The organism is Vibrio sp. TRT 17S01, from assembly GCF_050113695.1.
In the GTDB taxonomy this organism is placed as follows: Bacteria; Pseudomonadota; Gammaproteobacteria; order Enterobacterales; family Vibrionaceae; genus Vibrio.
The window spans coordinates 1-712 of the sequence record NZ_JBNJOG010000068.1 but is presented as its reverse complement, the minus strand read 5'-3'; the positions used below and the strand labels follow the sequence as shown (position 1 = coordinate 712).

The window sequence follows — 712 nt, the reverse complement described above, 5'->3', positions numbered from 1 at the left end:
GCTTTTTAAGTTGGCCTAAATACCTAGGCCGATTTAGCTTTTTGAGGCTGCATATAACGGCTGCACGCATCCCCAATAGATAGAATAGTATGCCCTTGGGCATACTCATTACGTGCTAGCATATCATTTACATAATTGAGTTGTGCACTTGGCTTTTGCCATTCGCTCTCTGGCAATGTTTCACTCCAAGCCGCAATATCCGTAAAGTTTTCAGCTCTTTGCTTAACTTTACTCATTTCATAGTTAGTACGCCAGATACCTAACATGGTGCCGTTGATATACCACCACAACCGTGTAGCACCACTGAACTCTTCTTTAGTGATATTGTTTACTTGGCAGTGTTCTTCAATAATACCTTCAAGCGTCAAAGGTGATGGATCGCAAATGTGGTCGGCCCCTTCATCCATAAAAGTACGAATCATTTCCCAAATTGAAGCTGCATGAAACTTATCTACGGCACCAATCTGTAGCGCAGACCAAAAATTGCCATAATTTTCTTCATCGTTCACAGCAACAATCAGCGAAGCCGAGGAAATAACGCCTCCAGTTGTTACTCCACTACTTTGACCTACCATTGCACACACTTTTTCCCAGGGAACTATTCGAGTTTCAATTCTTTTTAGCTCACTGTTCCAGCGAGAAAAGAGCACTTCACGACGCTGGCGATGAAAACGACATGGTAACGATTGAGATAGGGTCTCACGGGCTGATT

The 712-nt window shown here is 43.1% G+C and carries 1 protein-coding gene; it reads right to left on the bottom strand.

The features are described from left to right. Positions 1 to 23: 23 nt before the first annotated feature. A partial coding sequence (locus ACQEXS_RS22505) for a hypothetical protein (RefSeq protein WP_427015278.1) occupies positions 24 to 712 on the bottom strand: 689 nt, incomplete at its 5' end.